The following is a 21,318-nucleotide window of genomic DNA, read 5'->3' on the forward strand; positions in this document are numbered from 1 at the left end:
CTCCAACACATCTATAGTAATTTAATGGTCACGCTTTTTCAGCGGTGATACGTTGACTTTGTGCTTTTTGGCATCATAAGCTCCATTATGCAACCATTGTATTATAACATAGGATAACACTCTTTCAACAGCTACGCATCAGTTCATATAATGGGAACCATTTCTAATGTTTCAATCTCGTCTGCGATCCCGTTCGTTTCGAGCTCATTCCATTCCATCTCAAGTCCCATATACCTTTCACCTAAGTGCAAGTACGCTTTGGCAATAATGGACGGATCCTGCTCTGCCCACGAATACGGATAAAGAAGAAAAAGATGTCTTCTCATCAAGTCAACTGCCAATTCAACAAGATTCGGATCTTCGTGACCCGCTTCATTTTGAATACGTGTCAGCACCTCTTCAAATCGTTCTGATTCAAACGGCTCGTTTAACGTTGAGGGGTTTATCTCTTTTTTTCTTCCCCATTTTTCTATAAGAACACTGGCCTGCACTCCTTGTTCTCTTAAAATGTTCAGCAGCATGGTTTTAATAAAAGGGTGTGTTTGCTTTAGTTGTATGGCATCAATCAGAGATTCCTTTATAGGGTGAATGTTCTGTTTTGAAAGGTTTGCCACCTGCACCATTTGCTGCTCAAGATCTTTTTGCAGAATGAAAGATTGAAAGGAGTTTTCTTCAAGCTGATCCTCCTGGTCCTGCTTATGGCTGATGGACAGCAGATGCTCAAAGCGATCTCTTCGCTCATAAGAAAGCACGCCTTCATCCAGGACAGTCTGAATTGTCTCTGCAATCTCGTCATGCTCCCTCAGTTGAAATAGATTCATAATGTATAACTCAAGGGTTTCCTCATAGTCTCCTATTCCTTCATGAAGCATTTTACCGCACAGTTCTTTTGCTTCTGTCCATTTGTGATCCTCATATAAAGCGACCGCAAGAGAGGTCAGAGTGACAGAATCCTCCTGATCCAAAGCATAGGCATCTTTGAGCAATTGTATAGCTTCTGCATGATGCTGTTCCTGCAGCTTCTCAAGTCCTTTTTCTATTAGTCTGTCTTTTAACTGCGGAAAAGGGACAACTTTTTGATCGTCTGATTTCTTTTTACCTGGACGTTTGGCCACGGATCATACACCCTTCCGATATTGTAAGTGATTTGAGTTTAGCATGAGTACTGCTAAAAACCAAAACGGAAAGCTGTACAATTAATAAAACAATTTATGGGTGTTGAATAAGAGAAGCCTCTTCTTGAATTTACCGGCTTGAAAAGACCTCTCGTATAATCGTTTATTTTGAAAAAATCTCTCCCACTACCCACATGAAAAACGGAGCAACAAGACCGATGGACCATTTAAAACGGGTTTCCAGCGCCTGCAGGTCTCTGGTATTCACCTGACCGTCTTTTGCGACTTCCTTCGCTTTCCCTTCTGCCTGATCTGCAAGCTGGTAGGCATCGTCAGCAAGCTTTTCAATTCTCAATATTGTCGTCTGTTTTTCGTCAAGCCGCACTATCCAGTTTTCAAGCTTTCTAATTTCTTCCGACATTTTTTTCAGTTCTTCACTTTGAAATTGCTCATTCATATCCTGCACCCCCGGTATCATTTTGATGTTGCACTGTACATTCATTAGCAATCTATCATTCACGCAACCTGCGAATATATGTTTGTAGGATCAAAGCATTGTTTTACTATTTTGCCAGATCAACGGTTTAAAACTGGGCTCTCCTGTGTATAATGAATTATGGGATGTGTTTCTGTTTAGAGTTGCACATTCTTCATCGGGCGGTCATCCGGTGTTCGATTAAGCGGTTAAGTAATCGGCCAGCCAAAGGTTTTGGCGCTTTTCTGCAATTTTTAAGATTCGATTTTTAACCGTTTTATCAGTTGTTCCGAGTTGCTTGGCGGCTTCACGGAATGAATATGACTTTGCGAATGCTATCAGAGCTTGGCGGCTTGATACGGTAGCGTTCGCAATGAGATCCTCGAGCAGTTGGCGCTGCTCTTTTTTTATAACCCAATTCTCTGTTGTATCCTCGACCTGCTCACACTCTGCTTCTGCAAGCTGTTTCAGATAAGCGTCATAAGTGTTTTCTTTTTGACTGATATTCGCCATCCTGCGACGGAGCATTAAAAAGAGGAATGGCTCAAAATCTCCAATTCGGATGTCATACACTTTGACTGCCTGATAAAAGGTTTGATTTGCTTCTGATTCCACATCCTCCCACACTAACTTCCGCTGAAATGATTGCTTTCGTGCATACCTGAATACTTTAGGTGCATACACTTCATAAAGTTCATTAAAGGACTCCTCACTGCCCGTTAACTGATACTCCATTATTAAGTTTTTAACATCCAGCATTTTTATCATCTCCTTTGTAGGTTCTTATTTGTATATCCTCCCTCAAATTAATATGCGGAATTTTTTTAATAATTTGTTATCAAAAGGATTTTAAGTAAGAAATAAACAGGCTTCATACAAATTTATATAAAAACGACGCCCTTCTGAAATAGAAGAACGCCGCTATTTTAACTCCACAGTATGGATATAAATGTTCGTAGACATGAGGATGATCTTACACACAGGAATTCAGTTTTAAGGCTGTAAATTTTGTTCATTTACCGACTGCAAGATGCCGCTGCCTGCGCATTTTTTGCGCATTCACGCAGCTACACACTTCCTGCAGCTGTAAATGGCATATCCCCGACGTAAAGAAATCTTAAAAGGATATGACTGTCCGCCCGTACATTTGTTCTTTCATTATAACGCACAGTATTTTATCCCTAAGTCGAATGATGTCGAGCAAACATTGGGAAAAAAGCCTTTTATAAGGCGGGTTTAAGGTTTATTTTAAACCATCGTAAGTGTAGTACATATAATTAAAATCATATATAACAGTAGATTGAACTCATTTAAAACATGGGAAAAAAACAATTATTTTTAATAGCTTATAGACCATCTGAATTAAATAATTCCCGATTCTTTTTACGATAGCGAACAAGTTAAGTTAAATGAATAAATTAGATCTACCGCTGTTTTAACTTAACTTCTATATGTACGCATTCATCTTACCATGTCCAATTCAAAATCTTTGTCGTTCAATGGATTTCAATCTGATTATTTAGTTACGAAACTCCTGTCATTTCTTCAATTTACATCTCTTTTCAAAAAGAGTTACAGTAGGCTGAATCCTTAAATACAATTAAATGGATTTAATTTACTTAAACTTATGATATTTATATTACTCCTATGGTAATATGAATGTAATTATTTAGAGAAACGGGAGATAAATATGCGTACTATAAAACCAGTTCTAACGGTGTTGATGTCATTTAGCATTCTATCAGCGTGTCAGGAAAGTATTACTCAAACGACTGTTTCCATGCCGGCTCGTCCGGTAGAGCTTTTATCTAAAGCGGTATCTCCTTCCTGGCATAACACAGAAACAACAGTGAATATAGGAGCAATAGGCGACGTTCTTTTACATGATAGGGTTTACGAAAGACAGGAAACACAGCCTGGGGTATTTGATTTTGGACCACCATTAGAAGCCGTTCAGCCGCTTTTGTCGTCTCCGGATTTTTTAATGGCTAATCAGGAATCGGTTCCCGGGGGCACAGAGTTCGGCCTATCAGCTTACCCTTCGTTCAACAGCCCTCAGGAGATTGTGGTCGAACTGAAAGAAGTCGGAGTCGATATGATTATTGCGGCTAATAATCATACGATTGACCGCGGAATACCCCCGTTAATGAGCGCACTTGATCTATACGATGAACTCAGTTTACCTTATGCAGGCGCTTATCGTGATGCTGAGGACAGAGCAGATCATCGTATAATCGATGTCGACGGCGTCACGTTCGGCATTCTTTCCTATACATTCAGCACAAACGGCATTCCCGTTCCTGCAGGGTTTGAAGACTCAGTAGCACTTATCGAAGAAAATCGGATACGAACAGAAGTAAAAGCTCTTCGCGATCAAGCAGATGTGTTAATTGTACATATGCATTGGGGCAACGAGTACGAACGTCTGCCTAACAGTTATCAAACTTCCCTTGCGCAGGTTCTGGCAGATGAGCAGGTGGATATCATTTTCGGCCACCATCCTCATGTACTGCAGCCTATCGACATACTGCAGCAGCCCGATGGAAGCGATACAGCAGTATTTTATTCACTTGGAAATTTCTATTCCGGTCAAAATTTCGAGTTTACAGATGTAGGCGGAGTCGCTACTTTAGATGTAACGAAAACCGTTGCCAATGATCAAACAACCATCCAGCTGTCAAATCCATTCATTGAGCCCACACAGGTAATCAGAGGTGAAAATGGAGAATATATTGCTGTTCCCATGAAAGAAGCCGGTGCAACGTCAATAGCAGGAGAAACATACGAAGAAACGGTTGAGCATGTGATGCAATGGCTGAACTAGTTACAGTAAAACACGAAAAGCCTGCTGCATACAAAATGCAACAGGCTTTTCTCAGTTTTTCAGCGTCCCAGGAGAGATTTGAACTCCCGACCTACGCCTTAGGAGGGCGTTGCTCTATCCAGCTGAGCTACTGGGACATATTTCTATTCCTTACCAGCCAATCAAAGGGGTTCGAAAGAAGTAAGACAGGTTGAAGTTTACTCAGAAAAAAATTTGTAATTCAAAGAGACTTGATGCTAATGCACCCATAGGCGCTATTAGATCTGCATCAATTCCTTCACACATTATAGAAGAATATAGTGGAATTTTCAATATAGTAAACCAGTATGAAAACAAATGTGCAGAAGTTTAAATGAAAAAATGCTACCACAGTGTGATAGCATTTTTTTCGCGTCCTAAGCCAGGGTTTATCCTGGCTATGAACCGAAACATGTAGCGTCCCAGGAGAGATTCGAACTCCCGACCGACGCCTTAGAAGGGCGTTGCTCTATCCAGCTGAGCTACTGGGACAGTATGTAGTATTTTTTAAGGACAATTATTATTATAGTAGCAGAATAAATGAAAGTCAACGATTTTTTCAAAAAAAGAAGGCGCACGTATTTCGCGCCTCTTTTTCTCATGTTAATTGTCCGCTCCAGGAGGTGAGTTCATTATGCAATTCATCGTAAAAATGAACCGAAACTTCATCTTCATTTTTTTCCACAATGGCATATGAAGCCTCCTTACGATCACGTGGGAGCAATATACTGCCTGGATTAATATACAGGCGCTGATCTATAACTTCTGCTCCGAGAGAATGAGAATGCCCGAAAAATGCAATCTCTGCTTCTTCCTCGGATGCTTTATAATGAATTTTATCCAGAGACTGCTTGATGCCGTATAAATGACCGTGAGTGACAAATAACGTAGTACCTTTTACTTTTACAACTTTTTCATCCGGATAAGCTGAATCCATATCACAATTTCCGCGGACTCTTTCAAACCCTTCCATTTCCGGCGAATCAAAAGGAAGCTCCGAATCACCGCAATGCAGCATAACGTCAACGCTGTCTTTGTAGCGTTCTTTAAGCTCCACTATCCGTTCTCTGTCTCCATGGTTATCGCTTACTGCAAGTATTTTCATCCTATCACCTCAGTTAACAATTTTAGGCAGTATTTCTTTCAGCTTTTTAAGTGCGTTGCCTCTGTGACTGATTGCACTTTTTTCTTCTCCTGTCATTTGAGCAAGAGTGCGGGATTCATCTTCAATCCAAAATATTGGATCGTACCCAAATCCGCCTTCTCCCATTTTTTCATTGGTAATCCTGCCCTCACATTCTCCAGTGACTGTGAACGTTTTTTTGCCCGGAATACTAATCGCAAGTGTGCAATGAAAACGCCCCGTCCTTTTATGAGGAGGAATGCCCTGGAGATTTCGAAGGACTTTTTTAATATTTTCTTCATCATTCTTTTCTTTACCTGCATAACGGGCAGAATAAACACCCGGTTCTCCATTTAAAGCATCAATTAATAATCCGCTGTCGTCTGCAATAGCGAGGACGTTAAACTGGCTGGAGGCTGCTTCAGCTTTTAAAATCGCATTTTCTTCAAACGTCTCACCTGTTTCTTCTATATCGTCCATTTCAGGATAATCCAGCAATGTCGTTACCTCGTAGCCAAGAGGAGCAAAAAGATTTTTAAATTCGTTTGCTTTCCCTTTGTTTGCAGTTGCAATCAGCACTTTTTTCATACTGGATCAACCTTCGATGCCCCTGATGAAAAGAATGATGCAGCAGAACCCAATGCCTTTTGCTGTTCTGCAATGATGTTTCGGATTCCAAGATCTGCTGCTTCAAGCATACTTAAAAGCTGGGCATGTGAAAAAGTGGATTCCTCACCTGTTCCCTGCAGTTCAACAAACTCTCCTGACCCTGTCATCACCATATTCATGTCGACATTGGCGGTACTGTCTTCTGCATAGTTCAGATCGAGAATAATACCATGCTCTTCACTGATGCCGACTGAAGTCGCGGCCAAAAAATCCGTAATCGGAAAGGTAGCAATTTTTTTATTTTCAACAAGCTTGGAAACAGCCAAGGTCATGGCTACAAATGCACCTGTGATGGAAGCGGTTCTCGTCCCGCCATCTGCTTGTATAACATCACAGTCAATCCAGATGGTCCGCTCTCCCAGAGCAGAAAGATTCACAACCGATCTGAGTGCCCTTCCAATTAAACGCTGAATCTCCATCGTTCTGCCCTGTACTTTCCCTTTTGAAGATTCGCGTATGGTTCTTTGGCCTGTTGCACGGGGCAGCATTGCATATTCAGCCGTTATCCAGCCTTTTCCCTGTCCCCTCATAAAAGGCGGGACGCGTTCTTCAATACTGGCTGTGCATATTACCTTTGTATCGCCAACCGAGATTAATACAGATCCCTCAGGATGTTTTAAGTAGTTTTTTTCAATTGTAATAGGTCGAAGTTCATTTTCTTTTCGGCCGTCAATCCTCATTCCATGTCCTCCTCTGCCAGCTAAACGATTTAAATCCAATGGGGTTTAGTCTTTGGCGTTAAGTCTTTCATAGTATATCAAAGTCTGCCATTACTGAAACATGATTTAGATCAACACATTTCATGAAAAAAAAAAGCCGCGGGACATTACTCCCTCGGCAATTGAATCATATCAATCATCAGCTCATCATCCTGCAGCCACTCCTTGGCTACTTGTCCAAAAATCTTGGATGATCCGGTCGTATAAAAACGGTGGCTTTCTTTTTCGTACCTGGCATTCAATTCACCCCGGTAAGCCAATATTGCACTGACTTCTCTGGCCGTTTCATCCCCTGAGGAAATGACGGTGATAGAAGCTCCCATATACTGCTCAATCAGCGGCTGAAGCAGAGGATAGTGCGTGCATCCCAGTATCAATGTATCAATTTTGGTGTTTTTCAGCTCAACCAGTGTTTCTGCTACAATTTTTTTTGCCATTGCCCCAGCATGCTCTCCACTTTCAACAAGCGGCACAAATTTCGGGCAGGCAAGCGGAAAAGATATAACAGAAGGTCTCAGATCAGCTAAGGAAGTCTCATAAGCTCTGCTTTTAATCGTTCCTGATGTCCCTAATATGCCAATCCGGTCGTTTTTAGTCCATTTTACAGCAGAGCGTGCTCCGGGAGAAATAACTCCGATCACCGGTATATCAAGCGCTGTCTGAATTTCTTCAAGAACCACCGCAGTTGCTGTATTGCAGGCAATGACTAGCATCTTGATGTTTTGATTGTATAAAAAACGGGCCATTTCCCATGTATATGTTTTTACTTCTGAACTCGGTCTCGGCCCGTATGGACAACGTGCCGTGTCCCCAATATAAACGATGTTCTCATTGGGCAGCTGACGCATAATCTCTTTTGCGACTGTTAACCCTCCGATACCTGAATCCATTACACCAATTGATCTGCTCAAAAAAAGCCCCTCACTCTTTATTTCATTTCGTTATGCAAGCGATTTAGCCCTTTGGAAAGAAGTTCTACTTCTTCTCCGGAAAAATCGATAAGTACTTCATTTAAATACTGCTGTCGTTTTTTGATCACTTCTTCAATAATCCGCTCGCCTTCTTTCAGCAAATGAATACGGACAACCCTGCGGTCATTTTCATCCTTCACTCTCATTACCAGTTCATTTTTTTCCATCCGGTCTACAAGATCAGTTGTTGTGCTGCAGGCCAGGTACATCTTGCTCGAAAGTTCTCCAATTGTCATATCTCCTGCTTCAAAAAGCCATTGCAAGGCTATAAATTGTGGTGGCGTAATTGTATACTGGCTTAGAATTTCCCGGCCTTTTTGTTTTATAATACCGGAAATATAGCGCAGGTCTTTTTCAATTCCTGCCATCACTCCAGCAGGATGAAGCTCCTGAGTACCTTTCTTTTCCATCAGCCCTCGACACTCCTTCAAATTAATTCTACTTTGATTGTGACCGTTTTTAGTGCAAATATCAAGAATCTTTTTCTGACCGTCTCATATGTATAATTGTAAAAAGGGAAAATCCCCTTTTACAATGTCAGTTCACCCATTCTAAGCAGCTCCACAATTGCCTGCGCCCTTCCCTTCACACCTAATTTCTGTATCGCATTAGAAATATGATTGCGCACGGTTTTTTCACTAATAAACAGCTCACCAGCAATATCCTTGGTGGTTTTATCTTGAAGCAGCAAACCAAAAACTTCACGTTCTCTTTTTGTTAAGATGGATGCTCTGTTGTACTGTGATCGACTCATCGGATTTCTTCCTCCTCACTTGCTAAACTGAAGCCAGTTTATCCAGTTTATGAGTCAACATTGCAAGGAGTGCGTTGATTTGCGAATCTATTTTACATATGAAGGATTTCTTTTTTCCTCCATGGCATTCCTCTGCTCTTCACTCCAGTGTTTGCTTTTCCCGGTGGACTTATAAATTTGGACCATTGTTCCCCTGCCCGTAAATACAACCTCCTGCTTTTCATTTATACCACAGTAGTGAAGATCCACTGAAGACCGGCCTATACCCGCCGCTTTAACATATAATCTTATACGCTGATCGAAATAAACCTGCTGCAGAAAGTCACACTGCAAATCTGCCACAACCGGGATGCTGTCATGATCAGGCTGCATCCATTTTTGCATAAAACCGAGTTCCTTTAAAAATTCGATTCTTGCCTGTTCAAAGTAGATAAATGGAACTGTATTATTCATATGACCAAAAAGATCTGTCTCAGAAAAGCGAACCTTTACTTCATAATAAAAGCTGAATTCACTTTTCCATTCTTCCAGGTTAACTATGTAACTGCTCTTCATTGTTACATTCTCCCTCCTAAAACATGAATACCTATTCATTTTCTTTCAGTATAGCTTATCCCCCTCCCATCCGCCACCATTGTCCTTGCTGTCATGATCCTAAATGAAGAAAGGCATCGTCTGCAAAAACACTTGCTTACTCAGAAAGTAGAGAGACAAAAAAAGAGAGTGAACTAACGAATGGGTATTCGTTAGTTCACTCTTCTATGTTTCATTAATTGCGGCTTCCTGCCTTAAACTTCGTTGTCGCTTCCGAAGAAGTTTCGGAACATCTGCAAGTTAGTGTCGCGGTTAAGGGCAGCAATTGAAGTGGTAAGCGGGATGCCCTTTGGACAAGCTTGGACGCAGTTTTGGGAATTTCCGCAGTCTCCAAGTCCTCCGTCCCCCATAATCGCTTGAAGTCTTTCGTTTTTGTTCATAGCACCCGTTGGATGTGCATTGAATAAGCGTACCTGCGAAAGAGGGGCCGGTCCGATAAAGTCTGATTTGCTGTTTACGTTTGGACAGGCTTCAAGACAAACACCGCAAGTCATGCATTTTGACAATTCATATGCCCATTGTCTTCTTTTTTCCGGCATTCTCGGGCCAGGTCCAAGGTCATACGTGCCATCAATCGGGATCCACGCTTTTACCTTTTTCAGCGAATCGAACATCCGGCTGCGGTCAACCTGCAGGTCACGGACGACCGGGAATGTTTTCATCGGCTCAAGACGAATCGGCTGTTCAAGCTGATCAACTAAAGCAGTACAAGACTGCCGCGGAGTCCCGTTAATAACCATTGAGCAGGCTCCGCACACTTCCTCCAGACAGCCCATGTCCCACGCAACAGGTGTTGTCTTATCCCCTTTTTTATTGAAGGGATTTCGCCGGATTTCCATTAAAGCAGAAATTACGTTCATATTGGCACGATAAGGAATTTCAAATTCTTCCATATAAGGAGTGGAGTCAAGGTCATCTTGTCTGTATATTTCGAATCGAATCATTTTTTGTTCTTTCATCGTTTCAGTTGCAGTCATGATTACTTAGCTCCTTTCTTTTTCGAATAATCCCGTTTACGAGGTTCAATCAGGGATGTATCCACATCTTCATAATGAATCTCAGGAGAATTAGTGGCCGGATTAAATTTCGCCATCGTCGTTTTTAGGAACTCTTCATCATTACGTTCCGGAAAATCAGGTTTAAAGTGGGCGCCGCGGCTTTCATTACGCTGAAGTGCACCAATCGTTACCACTCGTGCAAGATGAAGCATATTTTTCAGCTGGCGTGTGAAGACAGCTCCCTGGTTGCTCCATTTATTTGTGTCATTAATATTAATATTTTCAAAGCGCTCAAGAAGCTCCTGGATTTTTGCATCTGTTTCTTCAAGCTTGTCATTATAGCGGACAACCGTTACATTATCCGTCATCCATTCACCCAGCTCTTTGTGAATTACATAAGCGTTTTCTTCACCGTCCATCGACATGAGGTGATCCCACTTATCCTGCTCTTCTTTTACGTGGCGTTCAAAAACCTCCGGTGATATATCTTCGACTGTTTTTTCAAGACCATTAATATAAGACACCGCGTTAGGGCCAGCTACCATACCGCCATAGATGGAGGAAAGAAGAGAGTTTGCACCCAGCCGGTTTGCACCATGAATAGAGTAATCACATTCTCCTGCAGCAAATAGACCTGGTATATTCGTCATCTGATCGTAATCTACCCAAAGTCCGCCCATCGAATAATGAACAGCAGGGAAGATTTTCATCGGAAGCTTTCTTGGATCGTCGCCCATGAACTTTTCGTAGATTTCAATAATGCCGCCAAGCTTTATATCAAGTTCTTTTGGATCTTTATGAGAAAGATCCAGGTAAACCATGTTTTCACCATTAATGCCGAGTTTTTGGAAAACGCAGACATCGAAAATTTCACGTGTGGCTATATCACGAGGCACCAGGTTCCCATAAGCAGGATATTTCTCTTCGAGGAAATACCATGGTTTGCCGTCTTTGTATGTCCAGACACGTCCGCCTTCTCCGCGTGCTGATTCACTCATGAGACGCAGCTTGTCGTCTCCCGGAATCGCCGTTGGGTGAATTTGAATAAATTCTCCATTCGCGTAATACGCGCCCTGCTGATACACAATGGAAGCTGCTGAGCCTGTATTAATGACTGAATTAGTTGATTTCCCAAAAATGATTCCTGGTCCGCCGGTTGCAATGATGACAGCATCACCAGCGAATGACTGAATGTCCATACTGGAAAGATTCTGCGCAACCACTCCACGGCAGATTCCGTCATCATCTAATACAGAGCCAAGGAATTCCCAGCCCTCGTATTTTGTAACAAGGCCTGCTACCTCATGACGGCGCACCTGCTCATCAAGCGCGTAAAGAAGCTGCTGCCCGGTTGTTGCGCCTGCAAAAGCTGTCCGGTGATGCTGAGTGCCCCCAAAACGTCTGAAGTCCAGGAGGCCTTCAGGTGTACGATTAAACATAACTCCCATACGATCTAACAAATGAATGATGCCGGGAGCAGCATCGCACATTGCTTTTACAGGAGGCTGGTTTGCTAAAAAGTCTCCACCGTAAACACTGTCATCAAAGTGTTCCCACGGGGAATCTCCTTCTCCTTTAGTATTCACTGCCCCATTGATTCCGCCTTGTGCACAAACGGAGTGTGAACGTTTAACCGGAACGAGTGAAAACAGATCCACTGCCATGCCGGCTTCCGCTGCTTTGATCGTTGCCATTAGACCTGCAAGTCCTCCGCCGACAACGATAATTTTGCCTTTGCTCATTTAGACACTCTCCTTACTTTTATCCGCTGACTGAGCGTTTGCTCAACGATTTATATGTGTAAAATACGTGTATTAAACAAATGCCAGGATTGCACGAATCCCGATGGTTGTAAGTGCCAGGAAAATACCTATCGTCACATAAGTGGAAATTCTTTGTGAACTTGGACTGATCGTTACACCCCATGTTACTAAAAATGACCATAGCCCATTAGCGAAATGGAAGGTAGTTGATACGACACCTGCTATATAAAATGCCAGCATAAATGGATCAGATAAAATTGACTCCATCATTCCAAAGTTGACGTCTGCTCCCATCGCTGCGGCAATACGAGTTTCCCAGATATGCCAAGTTACGAAAATCAGTGTAAATACGCCTGTTACGCGCTGCATAATAAACATCCAGTTTCTGAAAGTTCCATACTGACGCGGATTGTTTCTTGATGTAAAAGCAATATACACGCCATAAATTGCGTGAAAATAAAGCGGAACAAAGATAATAAAAATTTCCAGGATCAATCTGAAAGGCAAGCCTTCCATTACATGCGCTGCGTTGTTGAATGATTCTACACCTCTTGTAGCATAATGATTCACAATCAGATGCTGAATCAGGAAGATCCCTACAGGAATAACCCCCAGTAAAGAATGCAGCCTCCTCCAGTAAAACTCTCGACTATTAGCCATCGAACGTTACCCCCTCCAAAAAATACCAGCTTATGAATCTCGTCAAATTTTTTCAAACATTTCGACGATAATCAAGCTATTTCGCACAATATAACATTTATGTGACAACTTAATTGTACTCCGATAAGAATTGACCGTCAAGAAAACGTATACATAAAAATAATTCTGAATGTTAACTTTTTGTGGACATTTAACTTTGTTATTTTACTATAACGCTTACAGCTAAAATGAGTGACTTTTGGCCCTCTTTATGAAAATATAAGGGGACAATTCCATTATTTCACCCCGTGTCTCTTACACTTTAACAAGTAAACTCGTATAATAGAAGAGTGGAAAGTGAGGTCACATCATGTCTGAAGAAAACGAAATCACTGCAGGATCCTTCGGTTATTCTCTCATTCGGGACGAGTTGCTGCCGGAGTTGCTTGGAAATCATACAAATGAAATACTTTACTGGGCAGGAAAAAACCTTGCCCGCAAACACCCCTGTCAAAATGAAGGGGAACTTATACACTTTTTTGAAAAAGCTGATTGGGGCAGTCTCAAGATCTTAAAACAGCGAAATGACGAATTGACCCTTGAACTTGGGGGGGAGCTGCTGAAAAACAGGATTGAAAATAAACAAGCACAGCACTTTACACTTGAAGCAGGCTTTCTTGCGGAGCAATTTGCTATGATGAAGCAATGCCAGACCGAAGCCATTGGCCAGCGCCAAAAAAATGCCATTATCCAATTCACGCTTAAATGGGATGCTAAGGATCCCTATGGTCTTCCGTCAAGGAAGATCAAATAATAAGATCAATATGAACAGATTGGGACAAAACTTAAAAAAAGTATTAAAAATGAGGATATAGTTATTAATAGTAGTAGGAGAGCGGAGCGGAAGGTGGCGACTCCAGCAGGATTTGACGGCAAGCTGAGACTATACATGGCAAGGCCCTTGAAAGGCTCAGCGCCGTCCCTGCGGAAAGCGTCCGCCTTAAGCGCAGCGAACCGGATAAAGAGCTTGAGACACTATTGTCCCAAGCTCTTTATTTTTAATTTGTCAGCTGCGGCTTAGGCTGGAGGGATGCTAATGAAAAACTGTCATGAACCGCTTGAGCAGCAGGAATCATTTTATCCATTTCCACTACTGTTGATACTTTTATTTCAGAGGTGCTGATCATTTTGATAGCAATTTCTTGTTCAGCTAAAACCTCAAACATTTGCGCAGCTACTCCGGGATTTGATACCATCCCTGAGCCGACGATCGAAACTTTCGCAAGTCCGGCTTCATGTTCGATTTTTGAAAAGCCCAGTCGTTCCTTGTTTTGAAGCAGAGCGCTGCGTGTTTCTTCCAGCTCAGCTTCTTTAATAGAAAAAGACAGATTAGTTGAATTCAGTTCTGTCCGGCTCTGAATAATGATATCCACATTAATATGATTATCTGCCAGCACGGAAAAGATAGCTGAAATGCCTGTCACTTCATTTTCCAGTCCATAAACTGTCATTCGTACGATATCGCCTTCAAAAGCGACTCCGCGGACAACCAGATTTTCTTCCAATTTCGATTCCTCCTCGATCAGCGTACCTTCAATTTCCTCTATGCTTGACCTCACTGTAAGAGGCAGAGAATGATTTTTTGCATATTCTACCGCCCGGGGATGCAGGACGCCTGCTCCTAAATTCGCTAACTCAAGCATCTCATCATAGGAAATTCCTTCAAGCTTTCTGGCGCCTTTTATAAATCTGGGGTCAGAGGTATAAACTCCGTCTACATCTGTGAAAATGTCACAGCGCTGAGCTGATAAGGCAGATGCTAAAGCCACCGCCGTTGTATCCGAGCCTCCTCTGCCCAGAGTAGTAATTTCAAAATTCTCGTCCATTCCCTGAAAACCGGCTACTACGACTACTTTGCCTTTTTCCAGTTCTTCCTTCATGCGCGCCGTTTCAATATGTGTTATTCGGGCCTTGCTGTGCACCGCTTCTGTTTGAATGCCCGCCTGCCATCCAGTCATAGAAACACTTGAACAGCCTTTGCTTTGCAATGCCATTGAAAGGAGCGAGATGGTCATCTGCTCTCCTGTCGTTAAAAGCATATCCATATCCCGCTTATTGGGAGAGTCGGTAATCCCTGCTGCGAGGCGTATCAAATCATCTGTTGTTTTTCCCATAGCAGAAACAACGACCACCACCTGGTGACCATTTTGGATTTCCTGAATGACTCTAGTCGCAGCATGCTGTATTTTCTCCACTGATCCTACCGATGTTCCGCCAAATTTTTGTACAATTAAACTCATTGCAAGCCTCTTCTCACATATTATTTCTCATTCCTGAACAACCGTATGGTCCAGCTGCTTATTAATGCACAAAAAAAGCAATGGGAAGAGTATCCCCATTGCTTTTGAACTAAAATGTCCATCGCTGCTCAGGTGAGATAGCTCTCCAAGATGAAAGATCATCTTGACAGCCCTGCATTTTTTAAATACAGAACCAGTTTGCTTCCTGATGAAAGGAGTGCAGACTTCGGCGATTGCCCCTTTTTCTGTGCTTCACCGGATTCATCTTCCTCCGCACAGATACTTTTGGCTTTCGCACCTCTATCCCCACTTTAAAAAGAAAAGTGAGTGTATATTAACTTTGTCCTATTATAGCAAAAGGGTTTTTTTGAATCAATCTAATCTTTAAGTTTATTCACAATCTCCTCAGCCAGCATAGGGGGCATCCCTGCATCCACTACTTCTTCGAGTGTAGCTTCTCTCAGCTTTTTCACAGAGCCGAAATGTCTAAGCAGTTTCTTTTTACGCTGAGGACCAATGCCCGGAATTTCATCGAGAACTGACTGAATTGAATTTTTCCCGCGCAGCTGCCGGTGAAAGGTAATGGCAAATCTGTGCACCTCATCCTGAATTCGCTGAAGAAGGTAAAACTCCTGACTCCGCCTGCTCAGCGGAACCATCTCAAGCGGGCTACCAAACAAAAGATTAGAGGTTTGATGCCGGTCATCTTTAGCCAGACCGGCAAGTGGAAGGTCCAGCCCCAGTTCATCCTCAAGCACTTCCCGTGCCGCTTCGATCTGTCCTTTCCCGCCATCAATCAACACAAGATCAGGCAGTGGAAGCCCATCTTTCAGCACCCTCGAATACCGCCTTCTGATGACCTCCCTCATAGAAGCATAGTCGTCCGGCCCTTGTACGGTTTTAATTTTGTATTTCCGGTATTCCTTTTTTGCAGGCTTTCCATCAATAAAAACAACAAGCGCGGACACCGCATCCGCTCCTTGAATATTTGAATTATCAAACGCTTCAATCCGCAGTGGCGGGTGAATATTCATAGCCTCACCAAGCTGTTCGACTGCTTTGATCGTCCTATTTTCATCCCGTTCAATAAGAGAAAATTTTTCTAAAAGAGCAAATTTCGCATTTTTTTCTGCAAGCTGCAGCAGGTCTTTTTTCTGACCCCGTACAGGCTGCCGGACATGAACTTCAAGCAGCTTTTCTGCCATTTCCGCATCAATTTGCGATGGTACAAGCACTTCTTTTGGTTTAAAGTGATTCGGTTCCATATAAAATTGTCCGATAAAGGTTAAAAATTCCTGCTCAGGTTCATCATAGATCGGAAATAAGGAAACATCCCGTTCAATCAGCTTGCCCTGGCGAATAAAAAAGACCTGAACACACATCCAGCCCTTGTCAACGCTGTAGCCGAATATATCGCGATTCGTGAAGTCATTCATAGCCATTTTCTGTTTTTCCATCGTCGCTTCAATGTGGTTTATTTGATCGCGATATTCCATTGCTCTTTCAAATTCCAGATTCTCTGAAGCAGACTCCATCTTTTTCTGAAGGTCGCTTTTCACTTCTTTGAATCCCCCGTTTAAGAACCTGGCAATATCATCTGTCATTTGCCGATATACGGTATCTTCCACTTTAAATTCGCACGGAGCCAGACACTGACCCAGGTGATAGTAAAGACATACACGGTCCGGAAGGGTGCTGCACTTCCTTAGCGGATACATCCGGTCGAGCAGTTTTTTTGTTTCATTCGCTGCCTGTGCATTCGGATATGGGCCGAAATAGCGCCCCTTATCTTTTTTTACTTTGCGTGTAATGAGCAGCCGTGGATGCTTTTCTGCAGTTACTTTTAAAAAAGGATAGGATTTATCATCTTTCAGCATCACATTGTATTTAGGATCATGCTTTTTAATTAAGGTAAGCTCTAAAATTAATGCCTCTATATCAGATGAGGTGACAATATATTCAAAGTCTTCAATTTCGGAGACAAGCCTTTGCGTTTTCCCATCATGAGATCCCGTAAAATAAGAACGCACTCTATTTTTCAATACTTTTGCTTTTCCTACATAGATGATGGTATTTTGGCGGTCCTTCATTAAATAACAACCAGGCTGATCAGGCAGGACAGCAAGTTTATTCTTCAGCAGATCATTCATCACTAGCCCTCCTGTGTGTGAAAATGGTTTACTTATTTAATCATAAGGAATGGCGGAGATAAATGCAAAAATAGGGGGTCGTATGTTCGAAAAAATTATGAAGAAAATAAGACAAAATAAAAACCAGGCATTGTTTGCCTGGTCTGGTTTATTAAGCGTGCTTGTTTAGAAGCTCTTCAAGTGCTTCTTTCGGTTGGAAACCAACGACTTTGTCTACTACTTCTCCGTCTTTAAGCACCACTAGCGTAGGGATGCTCATTACGCCGTATTTGCTCGCAGTTTCCTGGTTTTCATCCACATCAAGCTTAACAATTTTAACTTTTTCACCCATATCTGCATCCAGTTCTTCAAGAACAGGAGCAATCATTTTACATGGTCCGCACCAAGGTGCCCAGAAATCTGCGAGGACTAAGCCTTCTCCAGTTTCAGTTGTAAATGTTTGATCAGTTGCATGTGCAATTGCCATGTTTATTTCCTCCTTTATAATGCCGAATATAGACAAAGTATAGCACCCCATTATGGGGGAATCCACTTTTTTGCCTGCATGGTTAAAAATCAATCTACAGCGGCTTTCAGAACATCTGTATCTTTCCCATTTTCCTGCTGCATTATTATTAATACGATTATTATGTCTCTCCATAGCAAAGAGGCTGAGACAAAAAGTGCCTCAGCCTCTTTGACCGGTTCGGTTCGGTCGCTTCAGATGGACGCTTTCCTCAGGGACGGTGCTGAGACTTTCCAGGGCCTTGCCCCGCAAAGTCTCAGCTAGCCGTCATATCCTGCTGGAGTCGCCACCTTCCGCTCCGCTCACCTCTTACTATTTATAGTTACTAACTCGTCCTTTAAACTTTATTGAGTTTTATCCCAACCTCTTTTACAAGATAAATCAGGATGCTTTAATTTTTTTAAATTCTTCAATAAGTAAAGGGACTACATCAAACAAATCTCCAACGATTCCGTAGTCTGCGACTTTAAAGATGTTAGCCTCCGGGTCTTTATTAATTGCGACAATGACTTTTGAGTTGGACATGCCGGCCATGTGCTGGATCGCTCCGGATAATCCGCAGGCAATATACAGATCAGGTGTAACAACTTTTCCAGTCTGTCCGATTTGAAGAGAGTAATCGCAGTACTCCGCGTCACATGCGCCCCGTGATGCTCCAACTGCTCCACCCAGCAGGTCAGCAAGTTCTTTCAGCGGTTCAAATCCTTCTTCACTTTTTACTCCGCGGCCACCGGCAACAATTACTTTGGCTTCTGAAAGGTCAACTCCATCTGTCGCTTTTCGAACCACATCTTTAATGATGGTCCGCAGATCTTTTATCTCCACATCCAGTGAAGTGACCTCCCCTGACCGGCTTTCTTCTTTCGGAAGGGGATCAATATTATTCGGACGTATTGTCACAAAGACCAGACCATCTGATACAACTTTCTTTTCAAAAGCTTTACCGCTGTAGATCGGCCGTACAAAGACAGGTTCATCCCCGCCCTCCTCTATCGCTGTCACATCTGAAATAAGTCCGCTGCCAAGCTTGCTTGCAATTCTTGGTGCAAGATCTTTTCCCAGTGCTGTATGACCAAAAACAAGTCCATCAGGATTTTCTGATTCTAATACGGCAAGCAAACCCTGAGCATAGCCATCTGAAGAATACTGCTTCAGTTTTTCATTTTGTACAGTAACGACTCTATCAGCACCGTAAGCAATCAGCTCCTGGCCATGAGTGGAAACGTCATCTCCTAATAAAACGCTTACAATTTCTCCGCCGTCTGAGATTTTTTTGCCAGCTGCTATGGCTTCAAACGATACATTCCGAAGTGCTCCTTCACGTGATTCTGCCAACACAATTATTTTTTTCGTCATGATTGTCCCTCCTGGAAATGATGATTAATTTAAGTTACTCAGACCACCTTGGCTTCTTTATGAAGCAATTGAACCAGTTCTTTTACCTGATCATCAATTTCTCCCTCTAAAATGCGTCCTGCTTCCTTTTTAGGAGGCAAATAGATGTCGATTGTTTTTGTCTTTGGTTCTACATCGTCTTCATCCAGATCTAAATCATCCAATTCAATTTCATCCAACGGTTTTTTCTTAGCTTTCATAATACCCGGAAGCGATGGATAACGGGGGTCATTCAATCCCTGCTGTGCAGTAACAAGAAGCGGGAGAGATGTTTCAATCGTTTCTGAGTCCCCTTCTACATCGCGTACAATTGTGACAGTTTGCCCATCAATTTCAATGCTTGTAATAGTGGTAACATATGGGATATTCAGCTGTTCTGCAACCCGCGGTCCTACTTGACCGGATCCTCCGTCGATTGCTACATTGCCTGCAATGATTAAATCAGCTTCTTTATCTTTTAAGTATTCTGCAAGAATACGGGCAGTTGTGAACTGGTCGCTTTCCTCCACGTCATCTTCAATATTAATCAGGACTGCTTTATCTGCACCCATTGCAAGTGCTGTCCGCAGCTGCTTTTCCGCTTCCTCAGATCCAACAGACACAACCGTCACTTCTCCTCCGTGTGCGTCCTTGAGCTGAATCGCTTCTTCAATCGCATATTCATCATAAGGATTAATGATGAATTCAGCACCATCATCGGCTATTTTCCCGCCGCTGATCGAGATTCTTTCCTCTGTGTCAAATGTTCTTTTCATCAATACGTAGATATTCATTTACAATCCCTCCATTTAAGTATGCTTTATTCTCCTTTAAACACCGGACTGCGCTTTTGAATAAAAGCGTCAATCCCTTCCTTTGCGTCTTTTGAGACAAACACTTCTCCGAACCAGTCTGCTTCTTTTTGCACGCCTTCTTCAAAGTCTGCTGTTTTTGCGTATTGAAGCAAATCCAGTGCTGCTTTGACTGAAATTGGACTTTTTTGTGCCAATTTCAATGCAAGCGCTTTCGATTTTTCGAAAACTTCTTCTTCAGGGAAAGCCTGATTGGCAAGTCCCCACCTGACAGCTTCAATACCGGAAATCGGTTCACTTGTCAGAAGCATTTCTGCTGCCTTTGCAAAGCCCACAAATCTCGGAAGACGCTGAGAGCCTGCAAATCCAGGCACAAGACCAAGCTGCAATTCCGGCAGTCCGAGCTTTGCAGTTTCACTTACATAGCGGATATGACATCCCATTGCCAATTCGAGCCCGCCGCCAAGAGCAGCACCATGGATGGAAGCAATAATGGGCTTTGAAAAGCTTTCCATCCGTTCAAATACCCACTGTCCTCTTCTTGCCAGTTCACTAAAAGCGGCTCCATCTTCAATTTGAGTAAATTCTTTTATATCTGCTCCTGCTGAAAAAAAGCGCCCTTTTCCATGGATTAGGAGGCTTCTTACTTCAGGATCATGCTCCACTGCAGTCAGCCATTGATCAATTTCTTCAATTAGCTGACTGGCAAGAGCATTTGCAGGAGGACGTTCGATAGAAGCAATGGATACCAGCTGATCGTTTTCCCACGTTAAAAAGCTCATCGGCTTTCCCCCTTTACTTTTTCAACCCGTTCACAAGCAATGAATGAATGCCCGGAGCAAGCTTTGTAATATTATATTTCTGGTCATTGATTACCCAGGTGGTGGCCACCTCATCAATCGTACCAAAGACCATTTGCCTTGCCAAACGAATATCTAAATTTTCAGTCAGTAAGCCGCTCTGGACGCCATTATTTAAAACTTCATCCACAACTAATAAGTATTCTTTTAGTACTTTATTAATTTTCAAACGAATATCTTTATTGGACTGTCTTAGTTCAAGCTGTGTGACAATCGCAAGGTGATGATCGTCTGCAAGCATTTGAAAGTGGCTCCTGATCAGAATTTCAAGCTGCTTAATGGCATCTTCCTCACCGGTCATTTTGCCGCGGATCGACCGCACAAACTGCCCCATCTTTTCTTCAAATAGAGAAATTAAAATGTCTTCTTTATTTTTAAAATAAAGATAAATGGTGCCATCGGCTACTCCAGCCTGTTTGGCAATTTTAGAGACCTGGGAATGGTGATAGCCATTTTCTGCGATGACCACAACGGCTGCGTCTATAATCTGCTTATATTTGGGCTTATCTTTTTTCAATGGGTCATCACCTTTCAACCTGTAATCAAAATTCAACCAAAAAAGAAATTATGAATGAATGATCATTCATAATTTCATCTTACTAACTGGCATTCTATTAGTCAAGTATAAACCAACTAATTTATATTTGGAAAGAGT

22 protein-coding genes, 2 tRNA genes and 1 riboswitch are annotated in these 21,318 nt (G+C 42.4%); of the genes, 2 read left to right on the plus strand and 22 right to left on the minus strand.

All coding sequences use genetic code 11. The features are described 5' to 3' along the window. Positions 1 to 143 precede the first annotated feature (143 nt). The 3 genes from P6709_RS04440 to P6709_RS04450 all read right to left on the minus strand — a co-directional run bounded on the left by P6709_RS04440 (position 144) and on the right by P6709_RS04450 (position 2,349). Positions 144 to 1,115 (minus strand): hypothetical protein, encoded by a 972-nt coding sequence (locus P6709_RS04440; RefSeq protein ID WP_278239672.1) that lies wholly within the window; start codon positions 1,113 to 1,115, stop codon positions 144 to 146. A gap of 163 nt (positions 1,116 to 1,278) precedes the next feature. Further along, entirely contained in the window at positions 1,279 to 1,572 is a 294-nt protein-coding gene (locus P6709_RS04445; protein WP_278239673.1) for a hypothetical protein, read from the minus strand. A 219-nt stretch (positions 1,573 to 1,791) separates the two neighbouring features. Further along, positions 1,792 to 2,349, minus strand: coding sequence for a sigma-70 family RNA polymerase sigma factor (locus P6709_RS04450; protein WP_278239674.1), 558 nt, complete (start codon positions 2,347 to 2,349; stop codon positions 1,792 to 1,794). A 931-nt stretch (positions 2,350 to 3,280) separates the two neighbouring features. On the opposite strand from P6709_RS04450, the gene P6709_RS04455 reads away from it, so the two are divergent. Further along, complete coding sequence (locus P6709_RS04455; protein ID WP_278239675.1) at positions 3,281 to 4,414, plus strand: CapA family protein; 1,134 nt, start codon at positions 3,281 to 3,283, stop codon at positions 4,412 to 4,414. 63 nt (positions 4,415 to 4,477) lie between these two features. On the opposite strand, the gene P6709_RS04460 is transcribed toward P6709_RS04455, so the two are convergent. From P6709_RS04460 to P6709_RS04515, 12 genes are all read right to left on the minus strand, one after another. Next, positions 4,478 to 4,551: transfer RNA gene (locus tag P6709_RS04460), tRNA-Arg, on the minus strand. A 299-nt stretch (positions 4,552 to 4,850) separates the two neighbouring features. Beyond that, positions 4,851 to 4,924: transfer RNA gene (locus P6709_RS04465), tRNA-Arg, on the minus strand. A gap of 106 nt (positions 4,925 to 5,030) precedes the next feature. Beyond that, complete coding sequence (locus P6709_RS04470; RefSeq protein WP_278239676.1) at positions 5,031 to 5,537, minus strand: metallophosphoesterase; 507 nt, start codon at positions 5,535 to 5,537, stop codon at positions 5,031 to 5,033. Positions 5,538 to 5,546: 9 nt separating this feature from the next. Next, positions 5,547 to 6,143 carry an XTP/dITP diphosphatase gene (locus P6709_RS04475; protein WP_278239677.1) on the minus strand — a complete coding sequence of 199 codons (597 nt, stop codon included), beginning with the start codon at positions 6,141 to 6,143 and terminating at the stop codon, positions 5,547 to 5,549. Further along, entirely contained in the window at positions 6,140 to 6,904 is a 765-nt protein-coding gene (gene rph / locus P6709_RS04480; RefSeq protein WP_278239678.1) for a ribonuclease PH, read from the minus strand. Before rph ends, P6709_RS04475 begins: the two co-directional genes overlap by 4 nt. Before the next feature lie 146 nt (positions 6,905 to 7,050). Next, positions 7,051 to 7,854 carry a glutamate racemase gene (gene racE, locus P6709_RS04485; protein WP_278239679.1) on the minus strand — a complete coding sequence of 268 codons (804 nt, stop codon included), beginning with the start codon at positions 7,852 to 7,854 and terminating at the stop codon, positions 7,051 to 7,053. 17 nt (positions 7,855 to 7,871) lie between these two features. Then, on the minus strand, positions 7,872 to 8,324 hold the full coding sequence (locus tag P6709_RS04490; RefSeq protein ID WP_278239680.1) for a MarR family winged helix-turn-helix transcriptional regulator: 453 nt from the start codon (positions 8,322 to 8,324) through the stop codon (positions 7,872 to 7,874). A 119-nt stretch (positions 8,325 to 8,443) separates the two neighbouring features. After that, complete coding sequence (locus P6709_RS04495; protein WP_278239681.1) at positions 8,444 to 8,668, minus strand: helix-turn-helix domain-containing protein; 225 nt, start codon at positions 8,666 to 8,668, stop codon at positions 8,444 to 8,446. Between the two features lie 87 nt (positions 8,669 to 8,755). Then, positions 8,756 to 9,223: an acyl-CoA thioesterase gene (locus tag P6709_RS04500; protein WP_278239682.1), complete on the minus strand. Its 468-nt coding sequence runs from the start codon at positions 9,221 to 9,223 to the stop codon at positions 8,756 to 8,758. A gap of 233 nt (positions 9,224 to 9,456) precedes the next feature. Further along, complete coding sequence (gene sdhB, locus P6709_RS04505) at positions 9,457 to 10,221, minus strand: succinate dehydrogenase iron-sulfur subunit (protein ID WP_278239798.1); 765 nt, start codon at positions 10,219 to 10,221, stop codon at positions 9,457 to 9,459. A 20-nt stretch (positions 10,222 to 10,241) separates the two neighbouring features. Beyond that, positions 10,242 to 12,002 (minus strand): succinate dehydrogenase flavoprotein subunit, encoded by a 1,761-nt coding sequence (gene sdhA / locus P6709_RS04510; protein WP_278239683.1) that lies wholly within the window; start codon positions 12,000 to 12,002, stop codon positions 10,242 to 10,244. A 72-nt stretch (positions 12,003 to 12,074) separates the two neighbouring features. After that, positions 12,075 to 12,683 (minus strand): succinate dehydrogenase cytochrome b558 subunit, encoded by a 609-nt coding sequence (locus P6709_RS04515; RefSeq protein ID WP_278239684.1) that lies wholly within the window; start codon positions 12,681 to 12,683, stop codon positions 12,075 to 12,077. A gap of 349 nt (positions 12,684 to 13,032) precedes the next feature. Here P6709_RS04515 and P6709_RS04520 point away from each other — a divergent pair, with 349 nt between their 5' ends. Further along, on the plus strand, positions 13,033 to 13,476 hold the full coding sequence (locus P6709_RS04520) for a DUF2507 domain-containing protein (protein ID WP_278239685.1): 444 nt from the start codon (positions 13,033 to 13,035) through the stop codon (positions 13,474 to 13,476). A 244-nt stretch (positions 13,477 to 13,720) separates the two neighbouring features. On the opposite strand, the gene P6709_RS04525 is transcribed toward P6709_RS04520, so the two are convergent. The 7 genes from P6709_RS04525 to P6709_RS04555 all read right to left on the minus strand — a co-directional run bounded on the left by P6709_RS04525 (position 13,721) and on the right by P6709_RS04555 (position 21,180). Next, complete coding sequence (locus tag P6709_RS04525) at positions 13,721 to 14,962, minus strand: aspartate kinase (protein WP_278239686.1); 1,242 nt, start codon at positions 14,960 to 14,962, stop codon at positions 13,721 to 13,723. Positions 14,963 to 15,092: 130 nt separating this feature from the next. Continuing rightward, a riboswitch (Lysine riboswitch) is annotated at positions 15,093 to 15,273 on the minus strand. A gap of 66 nt (positions 15,274 to 15,339) precedes the next feature. Further along, entirely contained in the window at positions 15,340 to 17,112 is a 1,773-nt protein-coding gene (gene uvrC / locus P6709_RS04530; protein WP_278239687.1) for an excinuclease ABC subunit UvrC, read from the minus strand. Positions 17,113 to 17,263: 151 nt separating this feature from the next. Continuing rightward, a complete protein-coding gene (gene trxA, locus P6709_RS04535; protein WP_041059927.1) occupies positions 17,264 to 17,578 on the minus strand; it encodes a thioredoxin in 315 nt (104 codons plus the stop codon). A 420-nt stretch (positions 17,579 to 17,998) separates the two neighbouring features. After that, positions 17,999 to 18,973 (minus strand): electron transfer flavoprotein subunit alpha/FixB family protein, encoded by a 975-nt coding sequence (locus P6709_RS04540; protein WP_278239688.1) that lies wholly within the window; start codon positions 18,971 to 18,973, stop codon positions 17,999 to 18,001. Between the two features lie 38 nt (positions 18,974 to 19,011). Then, a complete protein-coding gene (locus P6709_RS04545; protein ID WP_278239689.1) occupies positions 19,012 to 19,785 on the minus strand; it encodes an electron transfer flavoprotein subunit beta/FixA family protein in 774 nt (257 codons plus the stop codon). A 26-nt stretch (positions 19,786 to 19,811) separates the two neighbouring features. After that, the gene (locus P6709_RS04550) at positions 19,812 to 20,585 is read right to left on the minus strand and encodes an enoyl-CoA hydratase (RefSeq protein WP_278239690.1); all 774 of its coding nucleotides are present in this window, start codon (positions 20,583 to 20,585) and stop codon (positions 19,812 to 19,814) included. A gap of 13 nt (positions 20,586 to 20,598) precedes the next feature. Next, positions 20,599 to 21,180: a TetR/AcrR family transcriptional regulator gene (locus P6709_RS04555; RefSeq protein WP_278239691.1), complete on the minus strand. Its 582-nt coding sequence runs from the start codon at positions 21,178 to 21,180 to the stop codon at positions 20,599 to 20,601. Positions 21,181 to 21,318: the final 138 nt, after the last annotated feature.

Source organism: Jeotgalibacillus sp. ET6 (genome assembly GCF_029667115.1).
GTDB lineage: Bacteria > Bacillota > Bacilli > Bacillales > Jeotgalibacillaceae > Jeotgalibacillus.